Below are 16,161 nucleotides of genomic sequence, written 5' to 3'. Positions count from 1 at the left end.
CGCCCCTTGCTCCCCGCATGCCGCACCCTCGTCGCGGCGCTCGCCATCGGCGCCACCGCACTGGCCGCCGCGCAGCCTCCGGTCCCCAAGGATCCGCCGCCCCGGCCCAACCATCCCGCCGCCAAGGGCCACAAGCTCGACCACTCCGGCCAGCGCCAGGTCGGCAAGGCCTCGTACTACGCGCGCATGTTCAACGGCCGCAAGATGGCCGATGGCACGCCGATGGACCCGCGCGACGACAACGCCGCCAGCAAGACGCTGCCGCTGGGCACCAAGGCCAAGGTGACCAACCTGGAGACGGGCAAGAGCGCCGTGGTCACCATCCAGGACCGCGGCCCCTACGTGGACGGCCGCATCGTCGACCTCTCGCCGGCCACGGCCGAGAAGATCGGGCTCAGCCGCGAGGAGGGCCTCGCGCCCGTCGAAGTGGCGCCCATCGCCGTGCCGCAGCCCGACGGCAGCACCAAGCCCGGCGTCGCCGCCAACACCTTCGCCGACTGAGCCGCACGCCGCACCCCAGCCTTGGCCTGCGGGCGCACGCTGCGTTGTCCTACAACAGCCGCGCTGGCGGCTGCCTACATTCAGTGCATGCGATACAGCCGTGCCGATTACGCCAAGATGCTGGCCGCCCAGCAGGAAGTGGCGCGGGCCGAAGAAGATTACGAGCGGCTGCGCGCCGCCTACGTCGAGATTGCCAAGAACGAGCCCGGCCACGAGGTGGCGCTGGCGATGGTCGGCGCCGACATGGACCGCGCCCACGCCCACCTGCAGACCCTCATCGGGCTGCCGCGCATGCCCTTCACGCACGACCCCAGCCAGATCGTGCGGCGCGAGACCGAGCGCGAGCAGGAAGAAAAGGAAATCGTCTAGCCGGGCTCCCGGCCCGCACCCATCGGCACGCGCCGACAGGGATACGGCGTCTGCGCTGAGCGGCGCCCACGCGACAGGCGGTGACCATGCGTCATGCGAGGACGCCGCCCATGATCCCTTACGAAGTCGACCCCAGCCTTCACCCGGCGCAGCCCGCTCCGCCGCAGCTCGACGACGGCTTCTCGCCGCCGCCGGCCGACATGGAGCTGAAAACGCCGGTGCCCGGATCGAACCCGCCCGAGCCGGTCGATCCGTCGCTGTGGGCCAAGAGCGATTTCTGAGACACCGAAGGAAGGCTGCCATGGCCACGCACCCGGTCGAACCCGAAGAGCCGATGGAGCCCGGTACCCACCCGGGCCCGCCCAATCCGTCTCGCCTCCCGGTGGAGCCGGAGTTCGGGCCGATGGAGCCGCCTTCCGAGCCGGAGGATCCGGCGGGGCACCGGCCTACGCCCTGACACCACGAGGAACCGCCATGAACACCGAAAACCCCACCGGCATCCCCCGCCTCGACCGCGAAGAGCCGGAGCTGTCCACCGAGGAAGACATCCCCACGCCGTCCAACGAGGACCTGGAGGAGGCCGAGCGCAACACCGAGATCTCGCCCCGCAAGCCATGAGGCCGCGGCCGCTCGCCATGAACACCCCGGGCGGCACCATCCCCGGCCAGCCGCCGGTGGACCCGCCCAAGCCGGTGAATCCCGAGCCGGCGCACCAGCAGCCCAAGGACCCGGAGAAGGACCACAAGCCCGAGCCGGACGCGGGGCATTCGGAGCATCCGAAGCAGTAGCGCGCAGGCCCACGCCGCGCGCCCTGCGTCAGCCGTCGTTGGCGGCCAGCAACCCCTGGCAGTCCTCGTCCAGGCCGGCGACCGGCGTGGCCTTGGCCAGCGCCATCCAGACGCCGAAGGGCAGGGCGCTGCGCCGTGCACGTGGCGCCGCCCGCGCGACCACCAGCCGCGCCGGCTCCGCCACCAGCACGCCGCAGGTGGCGGGGATCTCGTCGGGCGACGCGATGCAGCGTCCCCGCGCATCGCTTCCCAGCACGTACCAGCACTCGCCCAGGTCGAGGTAGGCGGCCCGCTTGGCCTCCTGCCTCAGGTCGGCCAGCAGGTCCGAGCGGCGCACCTTCACTTCGTGCACCACCGGCTCCACGTACTGCGCCACCGAGGTGTTGCGGATCGAGAAGACGTCGGGCCGGGCCATGCACCACTGGGGCGGCTGCGCCGCACCTTCCCCGGGCACCTGCGCGCGCAGCGACAGCCCGCGCCAGGCGACGCGGCCCGCGCGGCCCATTTCTCGAGCCACGCGTTCGACCAGCGCCTCGTGCGCCGACAGGCGCGCGCGGTTGCCCTCCAGCGTCTGCGCCAGCACTTGCAGCCCGCTCTGCGTGACGCGCAGCGTCTCGTGGCCGGTGGGCGAGAGCACGCGGTCGAGCAGGCCGGCAGCCAGCAGCTCGATCTCCACCGGGTCCTGGCAGGGCCAGCCGGCCGAGCGGTAGACCTCGCGCAGCCGCCGGGCGTGCGCACGGCCGAGCGCGGGGAGGGGGACGGCGGATTCGGCGGCCATGGGAGGCGCAGTTTAGGCGAGGTGGTCCCTGTCCCACCCCTGCACAGCGTGCGCGCGACGCACTTCCGTAGGCACCCTCCCACGCCTGTTGTCGCGATTGGCTGATCGGAGGCGTGGCGCGGCTTTCCACAATGTGCGCCTATGGTCGAGAAAGCCACATACGGCATCACTGCGGTTCGCTACGCGGGAACGCAGGTCGTCGAGGCCATGATGGGCCTGATCGACGCGGGGCGCGCGCGCTGGGACCTGCGCCCCTCGCCGACGCGCGTCACCGAGGTGGTCGACCGCCTGGTCGAAGGCGACACCGTCATCAGCATGTTCCCCGACGACGAGGGCGGCCTGCAGCCCGGGCCCGAGATCAAGGTCGACGTGCTGCCCGAAGGCACCGAGACCCTCGCGCTCGACGACGACGCGCCCGGCCGCAGCCTGGGCGACCTTCCCCGCTTCTGAGCGCCGGACCACGGTCCGGACGCGAACCCCATCCCCCGTTCTCAGGACCTTCGCGGTCCCCGGCTCGCAGCGCGTGCGCAGCCCGCGCAACGCTCTTGCCCGCCACCCATCCACGGCGCCGCGAGCCGCCACGGCCGCGCCAGCGTCCGTCCTTCCTGCACAGCTTGTCGTCCTTGTCCCACCTCAGCATCAGCCGCGAACACTTGCTTGATCCGTTTCGCACCTCGTAGCGCACTGCGCACTGGTGTTACACGACGGCCGTGTCGGAATCTGCGTACACGGGGTTGCGCCGGAACCGACAGCGAACACAGTGCGGAACCTACCTCCGGCACATGTCCTTTTTTCACACCATCACGCATCGCCAGGAAACGCACAGAGAAAAGAGAGATGTACGCCACGCAATTCATGTCGGACGAGGGCTGTCAAGCTTTTCGTGGCGGCCCGGCAACGCCGGTCACATGTGGTTTCGCGGAGCAGTGCGGTGATACCGCCTTTCATCCGCGGCACACGAAAAAACTGTTTCGGTCTATGTCGGCCGCTCGTCGGTCGCTGAAGTTGGGAGAAGCGCAATGAACACCTTGTCGTCCGTCACGCCGGATGTGGATCCGGTCCAGTTCCTCCAGATCGCGGGCCAGGGCGCCCAGTTGCGCTCGCATGCCGACCTCTGGCGCTGGCTCCAGGGCGACGTGCAGCGCTGGCTGCCGCACGACATCCTGCTGGTCGGCTGGGGCGATTTCCGCGCCGGCGACCTGCAGTACGACATCGTCTCCAGCCTGCCCGGCCTGCGCACGCACCTGTGCCCCGCCTCGCGCATCGCGCCCCTGGTCAACTACTTCCGCGACTGCTGGGTGGCCGCCCTGTCGCAGCCCTGCCAGCTGGACATCAGCGGCTGCGGCCAGCTGCTCGGCGAAGCGGGGCAGGGCTGGGCGCCCGCGCCCGGCACCCCCGGCATGCAGACCGCGCTGGTCCACGGCGTGGGCGACGGCCGCATGGGCGGCGAGCGCATCTTCGCGGCCCTCAGCAGCGACCTGGCCCCGGCCGGCGGCGCCTCGGCGCTCAAGCTGCTGGTGCCCTTCATCGACTCGGCCCTGCGCCGCATGCCGCCGGCGCCGATGCGCCAGCCGGGCGCCGAGCGCACCCAGGTCGAGCAGATGGTGGTGCGCCTGGGCCAGCTGTCCGAGCGCGAGCGCCAGATCATGGTGTGGGTCGCCATGGGCAAGACCAACCCCGAGATCGGCTGCATCCTGCACATCAGCGAGTTCACGGTGAAGAACCACATGAAGAGCATCTTCAGCAAGCTGGACGTGACCAACCGCGCCCAGGCCGTGGCCAAACTCACCCGGATGTCCGCCTATGCCTGACGCGGACCGCGTCCTCGGAGCCGCCGCGGTGGCACCGGGCGGCTCTGCCACGGCAGCGCCGCCCCCGCCGCCCGCCCTGCCGGGCCCGGCCGTCTTCAGCCACAGCCGGCTGCTGCGCTCGTTCGAGACCTTCGTCGAGCCGATCGCCACCGTGCTGTCGCTGTGGCTGCTGGTCTGGCTGGTCGAAGGCGAGCTGAACCCGCGCTGGGTCGGCCTGTCGATCGTGGCCTTCGCCCTGGTCTACCCGGGGCGGCCGCAGCTGCGCGCCTCGGCGGCCCGCGTGATCGCCGACACCGTGCTGGCCTGGGCCTGGACCTGCGGTCTGCTGCTGGCCACCGGCTATGCGATCGACGCCCTGGACGACTTCTCGCGCGAAGTGGTGATGAACTGGCTGTGGCTGGCCCCCGCGTCGCAGCTGGCGGCGCACTGGGCGCTGCGGCAGGCCGCGCCGCAACTGATCCGCCTGGCCGGACCGCCGCTGCGCGCGGTGGTGGTGGGCATGAACGAGCAGGGCGGCTCGCTGGCCGACAAGCTGACGCTCGCGCACTACACCGGCGTGGAGCTCCTGGGCTTCTTCGACGACCGCACGCCCGACCGCATCCACGGCCGCACGCGCCACCGGATGCTGGGCCGCATCCAGGAGATCGCCGAGTACGTCAAGAAGCACAACGTGCAGCTGGTCTACCTGTCGCTGCCGATGGCTTCGCAGCCGCGCATCAAGCAGCTGCTGGACGCGCTCAAGGACACGACGGCCTCGGTGTACTTCGTGCCCGACATGTTCGTGACCGACCTGATCCAGGGCCGCACCGACTCGATCTGCGGCATGCCGATCATCTCCGTGTGCGAGACGCCCTTCCGCGGCCCCAACGCCGTGGTCAAGCGGGCCAGCGACATCGTGCTGTCTGTTGCGATCCTGCTACTGCTGTCGCCGCTGATGCTGGGCATCGCGGCGGCCATCAAGATGACGTCGCCGGGGCCGGTGATCTTTCGCCAGCGCCGCTACGGGCTGTGGGGGCAGGAGATCATCGTCTACAAGTTCCGGTCGATGACGGTGACGGAGGACGGCGCGGTCGTCACCCAGGCGCGCAAGGACGACGAGCGCGTCACCCGCCTGGGGCGCTTCCTGCGCAAGACCTCCATGGATGAGCTTCCGCAGTTCCTCAATGTCCTGCAGGGCCGAATGAGCATCGTCGGGCCGCGGCCGCACGCCGTGGCGCACAACGAGTTCTATAGACCGCTGATCAAGAGCTACATGATCCGCCATAAGGTCAAACCCGGAATCACGGGTTGGGCGCAGGTGAACGGTTATCGCGGCGAGACCGATTCACTGCAAAAGATGGAAGCGCGAATTCGCTGTGACCTCGACTATCTGCGAAACTGGTCACTGCGGCTGGACCTCTACATTGTCTGGAGGACCATCCGCCTGGTGTTCAAGGATGGCGCGGCTTATTGAGCACTAGCACCAATGAGCCATTGTCCGCCCGTCGGCCTGTGCGTGACCATCCCGAGGATGAGTGGGTACGTGTTTGCGCCAGGCGTTCCTCGTGAGAGAACACCAATGAAGAAACCTTCCATCCGGCCCGTGCTGACGACCGTGGCGGCGGCGTGCCTGCTGCCCGCGGCCATCCATGCGCAGACCACCCTGCAGTCGCCCCCCGGCGGCGCGCTGGGCGAATCCGCGGCCCAGCCCGCGGGGCAGTCCGCGGCAACCGCGGCAACGACCCCCATGGTCGCGCCCATGCTGGTCGACATGTCGCCAGCGCAGTCCATCTCGCAGCCGTACGCCCCCGTGTCGTCGGCCGCCGACCAGCGCGAGGGCTTCCAGTTCCGCGCCCGTGCCGGCGTCGAGCGTGACGACAACGTGCTGCGCACGAATGGTGCCGAGATCACCGACACCATCACCGGCCTGGGCCTGGGCCTGCGCTTCCAGCGCCGCTTCAGCCAGCAGCAGATCGTGTTGGACGCCGAGTACGACCGCTATTCGTACGACAAGCTGGATGCCGACTACAACACGCTGAACTACGCGGCCGCCTGGCGCTTCCGCTTCGGCGAGCGCATCGACGGCGTGGCCAGTGCCGACCGCCGCCAGTTCCGCGACGTCACCTCCAACGGCCTGGTGGCCGGCGTGAACCGCCGCACCGAGCGCAATGAAGTGGTCGAGGGCGGCTACCGCTTCGGCGCTTCCTGGCGCGCCCTGGCCGGCGTGCTGCACAACACCACCCGCAGCACCGACCCGTCGGCCTGGGACTCCAACCTGTCGCAGTCCAGCGTGCGCGTGGGCGCCGCCTTCGAGCCGGCCACCGGTTCCACCGTGGCCCTGCGCTACCGCCGCGGCAGTGGCGAGTACGACAACGCGCCGGTGGTCTCCGACTTCGACGACGACGAGATCGACGTCACGGCCCGCTGGATCGTGTCGCCCAAGACCACGGTCGACGGCCGCCTCGGCTGGCTCAAGCGCGACCACGACGCCGCCACTTCGCGCGACTTCGACGGCCTGGTCGGCGCGATCGGCGTGAACTGGGAGATCACCGCGAAGACCGCGCTGACCGCCGGCTACGCGCGCGACTTGGGCAGCTACCTGTTCGGCACCGGCGGCCACCTGGAAAGCGACCGCTTCTACATCGGCCCCGTGTGGCGCCCGACCGCCCTGATCTCGGTCAGCCTGCGCTACGAGCACGAGAACCGCAAGTTCGAGGACGTCGTGGGCAGCGCCGACGCCGGCCGCCGCGACAAGTTCGACGTGGGCACGCTCGGCGTCGAGTGGGCCGTCCGACGCACCGTTACCTTGGGCGCGCAGTACCGCAACGAGCGACGCTCGTCGACGCTGCCCGCCTTCGACTACCGCGCCAACGTGATCGGCCTGACTGCGAAGTTGACGATCTGACGTTGCCGCGCGGGCAACCGCAGGCATTTTTGAAGGGAGAGAAAACATGAAACGCGTGATTCGATCGATGGGAGCCCTGCTCCTGGGTCTGGCCATGGCCGCCCAGGCAGCCGGGCCGGCCCAGCGGAGCACGGTGGCGCCGAGGCCCGCGTCAGCGGCTGCGGCGACGGAACAGGGCGCGCCCAGCACGCCCAGCGCCGACTACCGCCTAGGCCCCGGGGACCAGATCCGGGTTCAGGTCTACCAGAACCCGGACCTGTCGATCGAAGCACGCGTGTCCGAGCAGGGCACCATCAACTACCCGTTGGTGGGCAGCATCGGCCTGGGTGGCAACACCATCGGCCAGGCCGAGAACAAGATCGCCTCGGCCCTGAAGAACGGCAACTTCCTCAAGCAGCCGCAGGTCAACATTGTCCTGCTGCAGGTGCGCGGCAACCAGGTCGCCGTGCTCGGCCAGGTGCAAAAGCCCGGCCGCTTCCCGCTGGAGACCACCAACACCCGAGTGAGCGACCTGCTCGCGGCGGCCGGCGGCGTCACGCCGATGGGCGACGACACGCTGATCGTCACCGGCACGCGCAGCGGCCAGCCGTTCCGCAAGGTCATCGACATCCCGGGCCTCTTCCTCAACCAGCGCGGCCAGGAGGACATCCTGGTCATCGGCGGAGACACCATCTTCGTCAACAAGGCTCCCGTCTACTACATCTACGGCGAGGCCCAGCGCCCCGGTCCCTATCGCATCGAGCGCGGAATGACCGTGCAGCAGGCCGTCGCCCAGGGCGGCGGTCCCACCCCGCGCGGCAGCCTGAACCGGTTGCGCCTGACGCGCACCGGCCCCGATGGCCGCCAGGTGGAAACCGACGCCCGCCTGGGTGACCCGGTGCTGCCCAACGACGTCATCTTCGTGCGCGAGAGCCTGTTCTAAGAAAAACCGGAGCGCCCCCGCCATGAATCTTTTCCAATTCCTCTCCGTCCTGCGTGCACGACGCACGATGGTCTTCATCGTCTTCCTGTCCACGATCGCCCTGGCCCTGGCCTGGGTGATGCTGAGGCCGAAGTACTACACCGCCCACGCGCCGATCCTGGTGGACATGCGCGCCAACGACCCGCTGGCGCAGCCCAACTACCAGAGCATCGTGCCGCAGGCCTACATGGCCACGCAGATGGACATCGTGCGCAGCAACCGCGTCGCCGAGCGCGTGGTCGAGACGCTCGAGCTCGAGAAGGACCCGCAGTCCACCGAGGCCTGGCAGAAGTCCGGCGGCAGCGGCTCGCTCAAGGCCTGGCTGTCCAGCGACCTGCTGTCCGGCCTGGAGGTCAAGCCGGCGCGCGAGAGCAACATCATCAACATCTCCTACACGTCGCGCAGCGCGGCCGATGCGGCCAAGGTGGCCAACGCGTTCTCCCAGGCCTACCTGGACATCGCGCTGGACATCAAGACCGACCCGGCCAAGAAGTACTCGACCTGGTTCGACGACCAGCTGAAGTTCGCCCGCACCCGGCTGGAACAGGCCCAGGGCGCGCTCACCGCGTACCAGCAGCGCACCGGCGTCATCAGCGCCGACGGCGTGGACATGGAAAGCCAGCGCCTGAACGAGCTTTCTTCGCAGCTGACGCTGGTGCAGGGCCAGCTGACCGACGTCGCCAACAAGCGCGCCGCGTCCGCCGGCAGCATCTCGGAGGCGATGAACAGCCCGCTGATCAACACGCTCAAGTCCAGCATCGCGGCGCAGGAAGCCAAGATCCAGGAGGCCAGCGCCAACCTGGGCTCGCGCCACCCGCAGATGATCCGCATGCAGGACGAGCTCAACGCGATGAAGTCGCGCCTGGGCTCCGAGACCTCCAGCATCGGCACCGCCATCGACACGGCCTACCAGGTCGGCCGCGCCCGCGAACGCGAGCTGCAGGCCGCGGTGAACGGCCAGCGCGCCCGCGTCATGCAGTTCAACCGCCACCGCGACGAGCTCAACGTGCTGCGGCGCGACCTCGACGCCGCGCAGAAGGCCTACGAGCAGGTCAGCGAGCGCGCCTCGCAGTCCAAGCTGCAGGCCCTGACCACCCAGACCAACATCCAGCGCCTGGCCACCGCGGTCGAACCGCTGGAGCCCAAGGGTCCCACCACCAAGGTGGCGCTGGGCTTGGCCGCCTTCTGCGGACTGCTGCTGGCCCTGGCCGGTGCGCTGCTGATGGAGCTGCTCAACCGCCGCGTCCGTTCCGTCGACGACCTGTCGATGGCCACCAACCTGCCGATCCTGGCCACCGTGCCGGCGCACAACGGCCGCGAATCGCTGGCCCTGCTGGCGCATGCGCCGTCGCGCCCGGCGCTGGCCTACCGCGGGAGCCTCGCATGAACAGCCAGATCCTGCCCCTGCACCGCGATCTCGACATCGTCGGTCCCGTCTCGCGCGAACCCGCGCTGCCCATCGGCGCCCTGCTGGTCGACGCCGGCCGCCTCACCGAGGAAGAGGCCGAGCGCATCCACGACTACCAGAAGAAGGTCGGCCTGCCGTTCGGCGAAGCCGGCATCTCCATGGGCCTGCTCACCGACGAGGACGTGCGCCACGCGCTCGCCCTGCAGTTCGGCCACGCCAGCATCTCGCCCGATGCCGGCCTGGGCAAGGACCTGGTCGCCGCCTACGAGCCGGACAGCCCGGCCGTGGAGCACCTGCGCAGCCTGCGGGCGCAGCTGATGCTGCGCTGGTTCGAGAACGACACCGGCCACCAGTCGGCCCTGGCCATCGTGAGTCCCGGCGCCGGCGAAGGCCGCAGCTACATCACGGCCAACCTGGCCGTGCTGTTCTCGCAGATGGGCAAGCGCACGCTGGTGATCGACGCCGACCTGCGCAAGCCGCGCCAGCACCGCATCTTCGGCCTGCCCGGCAAGATCGGCCTGTCGGCCCTGCTGGCCGGCCGCGCCGGCGCCGAGGTGATGTGCGAGATCAAGCAGCTGCCCGGCCTGACCGTGCTGCCGGCCGGCGTGTTGCCGCCCAACCCGCAGGAGCTGCTGTCGCGGCCGCAGTTCCAGCGGCTGATCCAGTCGCTGCGCGGCATGTACGAGGTGATCCTGGTGGACACGCCCCCGGCCAGCGCCTGGGCCGACGCCAGCACCGTGGCGGCGCGCTCCGGCGCGGCGCTGATGGTGACCTGCCGCGACCGCAGCTCGATGCCGCGCGTGATCAAGCTGTCCGAGGACCTCAAGGAATTCGGGGTCACGGTGGTGGGGGCCGTCCTCAACGGGGCGGGAACAGTGTGACGTTCTCCGTGCCGTCCCGCTCCCGGGACTGGCAGATGCGCTGGTACCAGCTCGTTCGTGCGATGGCGCGGGTCAACACCCCACGCGGCGAGGAACAGCTGCTGGACTGGCTCCTGCGGCCGGGAGAGGCGCGCGTGCTGGCTTTCGTCAACGCGCACGCCATGAACATGGTGGCCGAGTCCGATCCGTTCTACCAGGCGCTGATGTCGGCCGACGTGGTGGTTCGCGACGGCGTCGGGGTGTCGCTGCTGATGCAGCTGTGCAACCAGACGCCCGGGCAGAACCTCAATGGCACCGACCTCATCCCCAAGGTGCTGGCGCGGGCCAACGGCCTGCCGCTGGCCCTGTTCGGCACGCGCGAGCCCTGGCTCTCGCAGGCGCGCCAGGTGGTGCGCGAGAAGCTCGCGCCCGACAGCGCCTGCGTGGTCGCCAACGGCTTCCTGCAACTGGAGGACTACATCCACATCGCGGCCCAGCACCGCCCGCGCGTGATCGTGCTGGGCATGGGCATGCCCAAGCAGGAAGAGGTCGCGATGGCATTGCGTGCGGCGCTCGGGTCGCCGTGCCTGATCATTTGCGGTGGGGCCATCGTCGATTTCCTCGGCGGGAAGGTGCCTCGTGCGCCTCGGTGGATGCGCAACAGTGGCCTGGAGTGGGCGTTCCGACTGGGGCGCGAGCCGCGCCGCTTGTGGAACCGGTACGTGCATGGCAATCCGCTGTTCATGAAGCGGGCGCTGGCGGTGGCGGTGAGGTCGCTGCGGCATCGGTGGCCGCAGGTGGCTTGAGGCTTTCGCGGCTTTTTCGGCAGGGGCTCATTGCTGTTCGTTGCCTGCGGCAGGGGTCCCTCACACCTCCCTCCGTCATTCCCGCGAAGGCGGGAATCCAGTGCGTCCGCCTTCAGCGGACTGCCGGAAGCCCTGGATCCCGCCTGCCGCGCAGGCGCGCTGCCCAGGAAAGCACCGCCACAATCCGGCAAGGATGCCCCGCCGCCCCCACTACCACGTCTACGTCGTCCAACTCGACGACCGTGTCTGGAACGTGGCCCGCTTCCGCAAAGCCAACCCCGACTACCAACTGGGCAAACCCTTCGTCTATGTCGGCATGACCGGCCTGGACCCCGACGTCCGCTTCGACAAGCACAAGGCCGGCATCCAGTCCAACCGCTACGTGCAGGAGTGGGGCCTTCACCTCCTGCCCGACCTGTACGAACGCTTCAACCCCATGCCCTACGCCGCCGCGCGCGAGATGGAAGTGGAACTCGGCATCCAGTTGCGCCGGGCAGGCTACGGCGTGTGGCAGGGGTGAGGTCCGCTGGCTCATCAATGAAGGCTGACGCCCATCGTTGGTGGCTCGGCAGTACGCGGGCCCCGCAGCCCGATACGCTCGCACGGATGCCCCTGCACGCCGTTTCGACGGACCATCGCCGACGACGAGGAGATCACGAGTGAACCCCGATGCCGTGGTGGTGGGCGCCGGCATCGCCGGCCTGCGCTGCGCGATGGCGCTCGCCGACGCCGGCATGCGGGTGGTGGTGCTGGAGGCGGCCCCGTTCGCGGGCGGGCGCGCCAGCAGCTGGAACGACGAGACCACCGGCCTGCAGGTGGACATCGGCCCGCACGTCGTGAGCACCGAGCACCGCAACTTCATGGCCATGCTCAAGCGCCTGGGCACGGCGGAGCAGATCCTCTGGCAACGCCGCCCGCTGATCACGCTGCACGACAGCCGCGGGCAACTGCGCATGCCCAGCCCGCGCCTGCCGGCGCCGCTGCACGGGCTGCCGCTGCTGCCGCGCGCACTCTCGCGGATGTCGATGCGCGACGGCTGGTCGCACCTGCGCATCGCGTGGCGCGCCGCCCGCCTGAACGAGCGCACGCTGCGCGAGCTGGACGTGGAGGAGGCCCACGCCTACCTGCGAGAGATGGGCGTGCGGCCGGCGGCGATCGAATGGTTCTGGCGTTCGTCCATGCTGGCCCTGCTGAACGTGCCGCTGGAGCAGTGCTCGGCCGCATCCATGATGCGCGTGTTCCGCCTGATGCTCGGGCGCAGCGGCTGGCACTTCGGCTTCCCGAAGCTGGCGCTCTCGCAGCTGTACGTGCCGGGGACCTGCCGCGCCGTGGTGCGCTCCGGCGGCCAGGTGCTGTTCGGCGCGCGCGTGCGGCGCCTGCGCGTGGAGCAGGGCCGCCTGGTGGGCGTCGACCTGGAGGAGGGCCACACCATCGACAGCTCGCGCTGCGTGCTGGCCCTGCCGCCGCAGGAGGTGGCCGCGCTGGCCGGCGAGAGCGGCGAGGCGGCGCTGCAGCCGCTGGCGACCGCGGCGCGCTACTTCCGCCCCAGCCCCTACATCAGCACCTACCTGTGGTTCGACCGGCCGGTGACGCAGGAGCGCTTCTGGGCCCGCACCTGGACACCGCAGGGCCTGAACACCGACTTCTACGACCTGGCCCGCATCCGCACGTCGCTGGCGGGCGAGCCTTCGGTCATCGCCGCCAACGCCATCGGGCCGATGGCGCGCGCCGACTGGCCGGACGGCCGCATCGTCGAGCAGACCATCCGCGAGGTGAAGGAGTTCGCGCCGCTGGCGCGCCAGGCGCACGTGGTGCATGCGCGCGTGCACCGCACCGCGATGGCGATCCCGCAGCCGCGGCCCGGCACCGAGGTGCTGCGCCCGCAGCCGGCGACGCCGGTGGACGGCCTCTGGGTGGCCGGCGACTGGACCGACACCTCGGTGCCGTGTTCGATGGAGAGTGCGGCGCGCTCGGGCGCCCTGGCCGCCGAAGCGGTGCTGGAGGCCGCGGGCCGGCCTCAGAAGCTGGCGATCGCCGCGCCGGACACGCGCGGCTTCGTGCGGCTGTTCCGCGCGCGCTGAAGCGCGATCAGCCGGTGCCCCCGCTGCCGACGCCGCCGGGCGGCAGCGGCTTGTTCTTCGTGGCGGCCGCCTGCATCACGGGTTCCACCAGTTGCCCGAGGCCACGATCAGCGGGATCAGCTGCAGCTCGGAGTCGTAGTAGTCGGTGGTGAAGTTGGACGAGTTCCAGTTCCACAGTGCGTCCAGGAAGCCCTGGAAGCGCGCATCGACCATGGCGCCGCACAGCATCGGGCCGATCATCCCTTCGGGCGAGTAGCTGCGGTTCATCGCATGGCCGTCCAGGTGGTAGCCGGCCGAGATGATGGCCGGGTTGCCGCCGGTGTCCCGCTCGACGAAGCCGACCAGCTTGGTGCACACCGACTGCCAGCGGGCGTCGCCCGACGTCACGAAGTCCGTGCCCCAGCGCCACGGGTTGCGCTGCGCGTTGGCGAAGTAGTAGCCCTCGGTGTCGACAAAGTCGCCGAAGCCGCCGGGCGAGGGGATGGGCGCCGCGCTGTCGGTCTGGATGATGAAGTCGGGCATCAGGCCGCACTGGGGCGAGTACACGGTCTGCATGCGGTCGACCAGCCAGTAGGAGCGGTCGATGGCACGGTCCCACAGCGCATCGCCGGTCGCGCGCTTGAAGGCGCGGAAGTGGCCGATCATGTAGTCGGAGGTGCGGCTCACGTGGGCGGTGGCCATGCCCTTGGTGGTGCCGTCGGGCTTCATGTTCCAGGCGGCCATCGCACCGATGGTGTTGAGCGCCTCCTGCTTGTAATTCCAGTTTCCGGTGGATCCCCACTGGCGGTCCGCCATCAGCAGCGCCATGGCGATGTCCAGGTCGCCGTCCATGGCGTTCCAGCCGCCGCCGGCATGGTCGGCCGAGGAGCCGTCGGCCGTCAGGCGCCAGTCCATCAGGTAGGGGCCGCCCATCGAAGCGGGGATGCTGTACGCGGGGCGGGCGCGAACGGTCGTGAGCAGGCCGTCGAAGATCGAGCGCGCCTCGGGGTCGTGGCCGGCCATGATCACCGTGATCAGCATGGCGTAGCCCATGCCTTCGGAGACGGTCAGGTAGTTGGCCGGATTGGCGCCCCAGCACAGGACCACCTTGCCGCCCGCCACCGTCGGGATGTCGCCGATGTTGCGGGCCTTCCAGGCGTCGTAGGCGCCGCGCACCGCCGCGTCCATCTGTTCGACGCCGGCATTCGGCCGGATGCCGGCCACGTACGGGTCCAGGCGCGAGCCGAACGGATAGGCATCGGGCCCCGCCACCGCACGCCGCGCCGTCGCCGTGCTGCCGGTGGCGCCCGTCGTGTCCGTGCTGACGCCGGTGGCCAGGTCGGTGGCGGTGCCGCCACCCCCACCGCCGCCACAGGCGGCAAGGGCCAGCGCGGCGGCCGAGGCGGTTCCGGAGCGGAGGAAGAGGCGTCTGCGCATGAACTTCTTTTTTCTTGATTGAAGATGGGCTGGATCGGCACCGACCGCGGGGGCCGCTTGTCTTTGCGGCACCGGCTTGCGGCAGGGCTGGAGGCCAACCTCAGCGGGAGCCGCGAATGTAGTAGGAGGCGTCCCACAAACCGCCGAGTCGGTCGCCTACAACCGTAACGAAAGATGTGCACGGATGAGCTGCCCCTGGCTCGGCCGTAACAGGCCATGCGGCGGCTGACCGGCTGAGGTACAGCCGGGCTGGAGGGGGCAGGAGGGGTTGGGCGCGTTCGGGGCGACAGGCGCCGTTACGACAAGCCCAGCCTTGGAAGTTACGTTTGAATGCGCGTGGTGAGAACCGGGCGGCGCCCCGGCCTCACATCCAGACCGGCACCAGCGCCTGCATGTCCGGCGTGAACACCGCCAGGCCCGCCAGGCGCTTGAGCCGCCGCAGCAGCGGCAGCGCGGGCGCGGCCAGCGGCGAGGTGCGCAGCCAGGCGCCCAGGCGCTTCTTCCAGCGGCGCGCCGCCGTGACCGCGGTGGGGCGGCTGACGCTGCCTTCCACCAGCGGCAGGCTGGCGTCGGCGAAGCGCCGCTTGTAGTCCTCGTCGCCGCGGCCCAGGTCGAGGAGCTGGTGGCCCTGCGCCGCGGCCACGCGCGCCACCTCCACCAGCAGCAGCGTGCCGGGCGAGTGCGCGGCGTGCGCCTGGCTGTAGACCGGGAACCACCACTGCAGCACCTGCGGCGTGCTCATGCCGAAGTGCGCCGCGACCAGCGTGTCGCCGGCATGCAGCGTGGCCAGGCGGCCGCCGAAGTCCGGCTCGTCGGTGTCGCGGATGTGCTCCACCAGCGCCTGCGGCCAGCCCAGGGCGAAGAAGTCCAGCTGGCCGGTGCGGCGGCACTGCTCGGACTTCAGGCGCACCACGGTGTCGAAATCCCGGCGGTCGCGGCTGTTCAGTTCCAGGCGCAGCGGCCCGAGGTCGCGTTCCAGCTTGCGCAGGCGCGCCGGCAGCCGCGCCATCGTGGAACCCTGCTCGCGCCGGCGCTGCAGCCAGGCCTCGAAGCCCTGCGACAGGTCCAGGCCCGGCGAGACCGAATGCGAGACCGGGCCGCCCGGGTTCTGCGCCGCTGGCAGGTGGTCGAACAGCCAGTAGGACAGGCCGGCGCCGCGCAGCAGTTCGGGCCAGTCCCAGCGCGTGCCGGGCGCCGCCACCACGCCGTGGTGGTCGGACATGCGCCCGCCGATCGGCTCGCCCGCGCCCAGGCGCCGCTGGTGGGGGAAGAAGCCGACGATGGCCCCGCCGTCTTCCATCACGGCGATGCGCACGTCGCGGCGCGCGGCCGCGGCGGCGCGCGTGAACTGCCACGAGAAGCAGGGGCTCCCCAGGCTGGGGTTGGAGGCCTGCAGCTCGCGCCATCGTGCGCGCTCCCGGGGTCCCAGGTCCGCTGGGCCGATCACGGAGACTTTCATCGATCACCTGCCGCGCCGGTGGGTGGAGGGGGCCGGCCG

Annotated in this window: 18 protein-coding genes; 15 read left to right on the top strand and 3 right to left on the bottom strand. The window is 70.3% G+C overall.

What is annotated here, in order from left to right:
- The first annotated feature begins 6 nt into the window (after positions 1-6).
- The 5 genes from ASG30_RS03420 to ASG30_RS22370 all read left to right on the top strand — a co-directional run bounded on the left by ASG30_RS03420 (position 7) and on the right by ASG30_RS22370 (position 1,658).
- On the top strand, positions 7-501 hold the full coding sequence (locus ASG30_RS03420; RefSeq protein WP_235579729.1) for a septal ring lytic transglycosylase RlpA family protein: 495 nt from the start codon (positions 7-9) through the stop codon (positions 499-501).
- Positions 502-588: 87 nt separating this feature from the next.
- Positions 589-870 carry a hypothetical protein gene (locus ASG30_RS03415; protein ID WP_055892663.1) on the top strand — a complete coding sequence of 94 codons (282 nt, stop codon included), beginning with the start codon at positions 589-591 and terminating at the stop codon, positions 868-870.
- 110 nt (positions 871-980) lie between these two features.
- Positions 981-1,151, top strand: coding sequence for a hypothetical protein (locus ASG30_RS22380; protein ID WP_156385405.1), 171 nt, complete (start codon positions 981-983; stop codon positions 1,149-1,151).
- Between the two features lie 193 nt (positions 1,152-1,344).
- A complete protein-coding gene (locus tag ASG30_RS22375) occupies positions 1,345-1,488 on the top strand; it encodes a hypothetical protein (protein ID WP_156385404.1) in 144 nt (47 codons plus the stop codon).
- 17 nt (positions 1,489-1,505) lie between these two features.
- Complete coding sequence (locus ASG30_RS22370) at positions 1,506-1,658, top strand: hypothetical protein (RefSeq protein WP_156385403.1); 153 nt, start codon at positions 1,506-1,508, stop codon at positions 1,656-1,658.
- Between the two features lie 28 nt (positions 1,659-1,686).
- On the opposite strand, the gene ASG30_RS03410 is transcribed toward ASG30_RS22370, so the two are convergent.
- A complete protein-coding gene (locus ASG30_RS03410) occupies positions 1,687-2,436 on the bottom strand; it encodes a hypothetical protein (RefSeq protein WP_055892660.1) in 750 nt (249 codons plus the stop codon).
- Between the two features lie 141 nt (positions 2,437-2,577).
- On the opposite strand from ASG30_RS03410, the gene ASG30_RS03405 reads away from it, so the two are divergent.
- From ASG30_RS03405 to ASG30_RS03360, 10 genes are all read left to right on the top strand, one after another.
- Positions 2,578-2,886: a hypothetical protein gene (locus tag ASG30_RS03405; protein ID WP_055892656.1), complete on the top strand. Its 309-nt coding sequence runs from the start codon at positions 2,578-2,580 to the stop codon at positions 2,884-2,886.
- Positions 2,887-3,455: 569 nt separating this feature from the next.
- A complete protein-coding gene (gene epsA, locus ASG30_RS03400; protein WP_055892654.1) occupies positions 3,456-4,247 on the top strand; it encodes an XrtB/PEP-CTERM-associated transcriptional regulator EpsA in 792 nt (263 codons plus the stop codon).
- Positions 4,240-5,700, top strand: a complete 1,461-nt coding sequence (locus ASG30_RS03395; RefSeq protein WP_082521867.1) for an undecaprenyl-phosphate glucose phosphotransferase — start codon at positions 4,240-4,242, stop codon at positions 5,698-5,700. Before epsA ends, ASG30_RS03395 begins: the two co-directional genes overlap by 8 nt.
- A gap of 105 nt (positions 5,701-5,805) precedes the next feature.
- Positions 5,806-7,131, top strand: a complete 1,326-nt coding sequence (locus tag ASG30_RS03390) for an outer membrane beta-barrel protein (protein WP_055892648.1) — start codon at positions 5,806-5,808, stop codon at positions 7,129-7,131.
- A 46-nt stretch (positions 7,132-7,177) separates the two neighbouring features.
- The gene (gene epsE, locus ASG30_RS03385; RefSeq protein WP_055892646.1) at positions 7,178-8,053 is read left to right on the top strand and encodes a polysaccharide export protein EpsE; all 876 of its coding nucleotides are present in this window, start codon (positions 7,178-7,180) and stop codon (positions 8,051-8,053) included.
- Between the two features lie 22 nt (positions 8,054-8,075).
- A complete protein-coding gene (gene epsF, locus ASG30_RS03380) occupies positions 8,076-9,479 on the top strand; it encodes a chain length determinant protein EpsF (RefSeq protein WP_082521865.1) in 1,404 nt (467 codons plus the stop codon).
- Positions 9,476-10,381 (top strand): chain length determinant protein tyrosine kinase EpsG, encoded by a 906-nt coding sequence (gene epsG / locus ASG30_RS03375; RefSeq protein ID WP_082521864.1) that lies wholly within the window; start codon positions 9,476-9,478, stop codon positions 10,379-10,381. The genes epsF and epsG overlap by 4 nt, the downstream gene beginning before the upstream one ends.
- Positions 10,382-10,389: 8 nt before the next feature.
- Complete coding sequence (locus ASG30_RS03370; RefSeq protein ID WP_235579728.1) at positions 10,390-11,166, top strand: WecB/TagA/CpsF family glycosyltransferase; 777 nt, start codon at positions 10,390-10,392, stop codon at positions 11,164-11,166.
- A 193-nt stretch (positions 11,167-11,359) separates the two neighbouring features.
- Positions 11,360-11,686, top strand: a complete 327-nt coding sequence (locus ASG30_RS03365; RefSeq protein WP_055892640.1) for a hypothetical protein — start codon at positions 11,360-11,362, stop codon at positions 11,684-11,686.
- Positions 11,687-11,825: 139 nt separating this feature from the next.
- Entirely contained in the window at positions 11,826-13,247 is a 1,422-nt protein-coding gene (locus tag ASG30_RS03360) for a hydroxysqualene dehydroxylase (protein WP_055892637.1), read from the top strand.
- Positions 13,248-13,322: 75 nt separating this feature from the next.
- Here the strand turns inward: ASG30_RS03360 and ASG30_RS03355 are convergent, their stop codons facing one another.
- Both ASG30_RS03355 and ASG30_RS03350 read right to left on the bottom strand, forming a co-directional pair.
- A complete protein-coding gene (locus tag ASG30_RS03355) occupies positions 13,323-14,663 on the bottom strand; it encodes a glycosyl hydrolase family 8 (protein ID WP_055892634.1) in 1,341 nt (446 codons plus the stop codon).
- 364 nt (positions 14,664-15,027) lie between these two features.
- On the bottom strand, positions 15,028-16,122 hold the full coding sequence (locus ASG30_RS03350) for a GNAT family N-acetyltransferase (protein WP_082521863.1): 1,095 nt from the start codon (positions 16,120-16,122) through the stop codon (positions 15,028-15,030).
- Positions 16,123-16,161: the final 39 nt, after the last annotated feature.

This window comes from Ramlibacter sp. Leaf400, assembly GCF_001424545.1.
Classification (GTDB): Bacteria; Pseudomonadota; Gammaproteobacteria; order Burkholderiales; family Burkholderiaceae_C; genus Ramlibacter.
This window is presented reverse-complemented; position numbering and strand designations above follow the sequence as displayed.

Excerpts from the sequence above, each read along its gene's own strand:
- ASG30_RS03415 (WP_055892663.1), top strand. The coding sequence starts at position 589 with ATGCGATACAGCCGTGCCGATTACGCCAAGATGCTGGCCGCCCAGCAG.
- ASG30_RS22380 (WP_156385405.1), top strand. The coding sequence starts at position 981 with ATGATCCCTTACGAAGTCGACCCCAGCCTTCACCCGGCGCAGCCCGCT.
- ASG30_RS22375 (WP_156385404.1), top strand. The coding sequence starts at position 1,345 with ATGAACACCGAAAACCCCACCGGCATCCCCCGCCTCGACCGCGAAGAG.
- ASG30_RS22370 (WP_156385403.1), top strand. The coding sequence starts at position 1,506 with ATGAACACCCCGGGCGGCACCATCCCCGGCCAGCCGCCGGTGGACCCG.
- ASG30_RS03410 (WP_055892660.1), bottom strand. The coding sequence starts at position 2,436 with ATGGCCGCCGAATCCGCCGTCCCCCTCCCCGCGCTCGGCCGTGCGCAC.
- ASG30_RS03405 (WP_055892656.1), top strand. The coding sequence starts at position 2,578 with ATGGTCGAGAAAGCCACATACGGCATCACTGCGGTTCGCTACGCGGGA.
- epsA (WP_055892654.1), top strand. The coding sequence starts at position 3,456 with ATGAACACCTTGTCGTCCGTCACGCCGGATGTGGATCCGGTCCAGTTC.
- ASG30_RS03395 (WP_082521867.1), top strand. The coding sequence starts at position 4,240 with ATGCCTGACGCGGACCGCGTCCTCGGAGCCGCCGCGGTGGCACCGGGC.
- ASG30_RS03390 (WP_055892648.1), top strand. The coding sequence starts at position 5,806 with ATGAAGAAACCTTCCATCCGGCCCGTGCTGACGACCGTGGCGGCGGCG.
- epsE (WP_055892646.1), top strand. The coding sequence starts at position 7,178 with ATGAAACGCGTGATTCGATCGATGGGAGCCCTGCTCCTGGGTCTGGCC.
- epsF (WP_082521865.1), top strand. The coding sequence starts at position 8,076 with ATGAATCTTTTCCAATTCCTCTCCGTCCTGCGTGCACGACGCACGATG.
- epsG (WP_082521864.1), top strand. The coding sequence starts at position 9,476 with ATGAACAGCCAGATCCTGCCCCTGCACCGCGATCTCGACATCGTCGGT.
- ASG30_RS03365 (WP_055892640.1), top strand. The coding sequence starts at position 11,360 with ATGCCCCGCCGCCCCCACTACCACGTCTACGTCGTCCAACTCGACGAC.
- ASG30_RS03355 (WP_055892634.1), bottom strand. The coding sequence starts at position 14,663 with ATGCGCAGACGCCTCTTCCTCCGCTCCGGAACCGCCTCGGCCGCCGCG.
- ASG30_RS03350 (WP_082521863.1), bottom strand. The coding sequence starts at position 16,122 with ATGAAAGTCTCCGTGATCGGCCCAGCGGACCTGGGACCCCGGGAGCGC.